The sequence below is a fragment of the Skermanella sp. genome, from assembly GCF_059503625.1.
The window spans coordinates 1-4362 of sequence record NZ_JCACHA010000836.1; the positions used below are offsets into that span (position 1 = coordinate 1).

Here is a 4362-nt window from a genome sequence, read left to right on the forward strand (position 1 = left end):
GATGCGGCGCATCGCTAGGCTTCAACTCCAGCAATAATCATACCGGACAGACTCTTACGATCCCGGAACTCATTACTGGTATCTTAGGTTCCTCAAGGAACCGGCGGTCCCGCCTTCCTGTTTATAAAGGGTCACTCTTCTGATCTGATCGGGAAAATTTCCCTGAACGGAAACCGGGAGTTAGCAACATGGCCGAACAGCCGAGGAAAGTCGGTGTCTACGACCGGGTTCGAGATACCGCTACGCACCGCCGGGGTGGCATTCCGTCCTGGGTCTGGGGCTTGGTCGCCCTCATCATCCTCGCTCTGTTGGTGTGGTGGTATTCCGCCTCCACTCCATCGGACATAGCAACGGTACCGCCCGCTGGGACGGCTACCGAAACAATGCCGCCCCCGGCACCTGGGCAACCGGCACGGCAGCAATAAGGTACACGCTATTCCGGAACCGGTGTACCGCTCAATCCGGAGCGGCCTGAACACCCAAAAGCCACAGAACAGAGTGGAGGAGAATGCTATGGCGGATCAAACTCTCGTGGCCCTGTATGATGATGCTGCATCGGCTCGTCAGGCCCTGGACGAACTTCGGGCCGCCGGGCTTCCTCACGACCGCTTCTGGATCAGCGGCAATGAGACAGGAACCGCAGACCTGGGGTCTTCGCGTCTTACCGACTTCGTCGGCGATTTCGCCAGACCGGAGAGCCGCGTCCGGTCCCTGACCCGTTTGGACGTGCCCGAGGACGATGCCCACCTCTACGCCGAAGGCGTCCGTCGGGGCGGCACGCTGCTGATCGGTGACGTCAGCGACGACAACATGGAGCGTGCCCTCGCAATTATTGAACGCTCCAGCCCGGTTGATCTCGATGAACGTGGCGAGCACTTCCGCACCGCCGGCTGGAGTCGCTACGACGCCGGAGCCGATTATACCGTGGAGCAGGCAGATGAGGAGCGAAGCCGGTATGGCACCGGCCTGCGAAGTGCCGCGGCCGAGTTCCGCCAAACCAATCAGTTTCCCTCCGTGGATCGCCAGGAAGCCGCGTCTGGTGAGGAGGAAACCATCCCGGTCATGGAGGAACAGATCGACATTGGGAAGCGAGCGGTCGAGCGTGGCGGAGTGCGGGTTCGCACCTATGTCCGCGAGACACCGGTCGAGGAGCAGGTCACGCTGCGGGAAGAGCACATCCGCGTCGAGCGGCGGCCAGCAGATCGGGCGGCCGATAACCTGACGCCGGACGCCTTCCAGGACCGCACCATAGAGGTCCGGGAAACGGCAGAGGAGGCAGTCGTTTCTAAGACGGCTCGGGTGACGGAGGAAGTCGTGATCCGCAAGGACGTTGAGGAACGGGTTGAGACCGTTCGCGATACCGTCCAACGCACCGAGGTCGAGGTTGAAGATACCCGCGGTGGCGTTGGAAGCCGGAGGTCCGACTTGCCCGGCGGCACCCAACCCGGCGTCGGGACCGACACGACGCCGGGGATCGGCGAGCGGACTCGGGAGGCCGGCCACGACATCGCGGCCGACATGAAGGAGAACCGCGGCTTGGGCGACCGGATCGCCGATGCGGCCCATGACGCCAAAGAGGATCTCAAGGACAACACCGGCACACCGCGGCGGGATGTCGAGCGTTAAAGATTATTGAACAAGCAGAGGGCCGCGGTTTCTCGTGGCCCTCTGCTGTCACGACTCAGGAACCATTTTCCAGATCTGCATTCAGGCTTTACTCGTCCTGTCGCTCTGCTTCCCCAGCACCTCGGCCATCGTGCCGCTCTAGGACTTTCAGCCGCCGTCCTTTACTGAGTGGAGACTGCCTATTTCTCGGGTTCATAAGCCAAGCTGTCCGCATCCTTGGCATCGATTATGTGCAGCTTGTGATCGCGGATGCCGGCTTTCATCAGGTCATCCCAAAGCTGGCTAATGTCCGCAGCATCGTTCGCGATCTTGCCCGATGATTGGGCTTGAGCGTCAGGACTGTACAGAGCCGCCACTGCCTTTGAATAGCTCCAACACCAGCACGGTCGTCGCGATCAGCCTGCGGTGGACAATGGCCAAGAGACAACTGCCGAGCCAGCACTCTCACAGAACCGGCCCCTCCATCGCCTCCGTCTTGAACTCGGCAGGCAACGTAATTTCCAGCATCTCCAAGTCGTCGGAATGTTCGATTTCGCGGTGCCGGATGCCTGCTGGCTGATGGACGCACGAACCCTGCCGGAGCAGCACCTCACCGACGCTCTCGTATTCGAACCGCACCCACCCCCGCAGTACATAGACCATTTGGAACTCGAGGTCGTGCCGGTGCCATTCACCTGGGGGGCTCTCGCCCGGCCGAGCCCGAATGACATGGGCATTGAACCGCCCGGCAGTTGCCTCCTTGATCGCCAAATCGCGGTATTCGAAAAATGACCTCAAGCCGTCATGGGCGAAGTCGCTCTCATCGGCGTGGCTCACCATGAACTTCATCTCAGGGCTCCTCCTGCTTTTCCACCATGATGCCATGATCCTGGATCGCTGGGCAGTGATTCGGCCGAACAAGCCTGAGTTGCGACTAAGGCGGCTTGCGGCATGGTGGCCTCCCGCCTTGACGGTTCGTTCACCGTTATCCGGCATGAATGGGGAATGATCCCGACTGACTGCTCTCGCCTCCGCATTCCAAAGACCCGCCTGATCCAAGTGGCTGCCGCCGGTGCGGCCGTCGTGATCGCCGTTGCCTCGCTGTCGCCTCAGTTACCCGCTATCGAGACTGGGTTCGGCGACAAGCTCGATCATCTGGCCGCCTATTCGGTGTTGAGCCTGCTGGTCGGATTAGGCTGGTCAGAGCGGTTCGTTCCGAGCGTCATTGTTGGGGCCGCCGTCGGCTTCGGTGGGCTTCTCGAACTGCTTCAGCATTTCTCACCCGGACGGCAGGCCAACTGGGCTGACTTCATGGTCAATTCGCTTGGTGCGTTGGCTGGGCTGGCCGCCGCCATCCTGGTCCGCAGGATGTTGACCGCTTTCGCCCGCACCTCAACGCCCTCGTCCCCATAGGCTTGCTCCCCTTGTTCAGGAGCATAGAGTCAAAGAGCCTGGACCGCCCGCTAAGTCCAACCTGCTGCCAGTACCAATCGAGTGCCTGTTCGCTCGGTCGTGCGGCCGTGTCCAATGCTCTACCAACGGATAGTATCAGGCAGCCTGCCGTTCCAGTGACAGGGGCAGCCGCATTGTCACCTGAGTACCGATTCCCTCCTGGCTGCTGATCTCCAGCGTTCCATTGTGAAGTTCAACCAGTCTCCGGCTGAGGGCCAATCCCAGACCTGTGCCTTCATTCTGCTTTCCGCCCGGTTTCACCGACTGCTCGAAGGGTTGCCCGATCCGCGGCAGGTCGGCGGCCGGGATACCGTGGCCGTTGTCGGTCACCGAAATCATGACAGTGTGGTCCTCGACCGCGGCCTGTAGCGTGATCGTTCCACCCGATGGGGTGAACTTTATCGCGTTGGATAGAAGATTGATCAGCACCTGCTTGATTGCCCTTTCATCTGCCGTAATCCTTGGGAGATCGCCGCCGTTGTATTCCAGCCGGACGCCGACCTCCTCCGCCCTGAGCCGAAAAGATCGCAGGCAGGTCCCCACCAGGGTCGGCACACACAGCGGCTCCGGGTAGAGTACGTACTTGTCGGCCTCGATCTTCGACAGGTCCAAAATGTCGTTGATCAGGTCTAGCAGGTGCTGCCCGCTTTCCCGGATGTCTCGGATGTACTCCTCGTATTTCGGGCTGCCGAGCGAGCCGAATATCTGCAACTCGATCATCTCGGCAAAGCCGATGATCGCGTTCAGCGGTGAGCGAAGCTCATGACTCATGTTAGCGAGGAACTGCGACTTGGCCAGATTGGCGGTCCCCGCCCGCCGGCTTGCCTCCCGCAGAGCCTCCTCGTTCAGCTTCAGCGAGGTGATGTCCGTCCAAATACCAACCAAGCCGCCTTCTCTGGTGGATCGGTTACTGACGCGGATCCAGCGGCCGGTGGCAAGCTGGCACTCCTGGTCGGGCGTGATCTGCCCGCTGCCAAGGGCGGTAGCCAGTGCGGTGGCGGTCGGGGTGCTGGGATCGTGCGGCTCTGCATCTTCAGCACCTGTGTCATCGATCTCCGATGCCGACGTTCCCGGCGTCAGACGCGAAGCCAGTTCTGGATAGAACTCGCGGTATCGGCTGTTACACATCACGAACCGCTGATTAGCATCGAGCAGCACGAGACCATCTGGCATGCTCTCGATGGCGTCCATCAGGCGTTGCTCAGTTCGCCTCAGGGATGCCTCTACCTCAACCCAACGGGCAAACTCCCTTCTATAATCGGCAAGCCGCTGGCGAGAATACCAAGCCAGACCAATGGCTCCTAC

Annotated in this window: 5 protein-coding genes; 2 read left to right on the forward strand and 3 right to left on the reverse strand. The window is 60.9% G+C overall.

The annotated features are described in order from the left end of the window. Positions 1 to 513 precede the first annotated feature (513 nt). Positions 514 to 1626: a YsnF/AvaK domain-containing protein gene (locus AC5JJ6_RS30170; protein ID WP_496045601.1), complete on the forward strand. Its 1113-nt coding sequence runs from the start codon at positions 514 to 516 to the stop codon at positions 1624 to 1626. A gap of 179 nt (positions 1627 to 1805) precedes the next feature. On the opposite strand, the gene AC5JJ6_RS30175 is transcribed toward AC5JJ6_RS30170, so the two are convergent. Both AC5JJ6_RS30175 and AC5JJ6_RS30180 read right to left on the reverse strand, forming a co-directional pair. Further along, positions 1806 to 1982: a hypothetical protein gene (locus tag AC5JJ6_RS30175; RefSeq protein ID WP_496045602.1), complete on the reverse strand. Its 177-nt coding sequence runs from the start codon at positions 1980 to 1982 to the stop codon at positions 1806 to 1808. An 88-nt stretch (positions 1983 to 2070) separates the two neighbouring features. Next, positions 2071 to 2454, reverse strand: coding sequence for a cupin domain-containing protein (locus AC5JJ6_RS30180; RefSeq protein WP_496045603.1), 384 nt, complete (start codon positions 2452 to 2454; stop codon positions 2071 to 2073). 102 nt (positions 2455 to 2556) lie between these two features. Here AC5JJ6_RS30180 and AC5JJ6_RS30185 point away from each other — a divergent pair, with 102 nt between their 5' ends. Next, positions 2557 to 3018: a VanZ family protein gene (locus AC5JJ6_RS30185; protein WP_496045604.1), complete on the forward strand. Its 462-nt coding sequence runs from the start codon at positions 2557 to 2559 to the stop codon at positions 3016 to 3018. Between the two features lie 135 nt (positions 3019 to 3153). On the opposite strand, the gene AC5JJ6_RS30190 is transcribed toward AC5JJ6_RS30185, so the two are convergent. Next, on the reverse strand, positions 3154 to 4362 hold a 1209-nt coding region (locus AC5JJ6_RS30190), incomplete at its 5' end, for a sensor histidine kinase (RefSeq protein WP_496045605.1).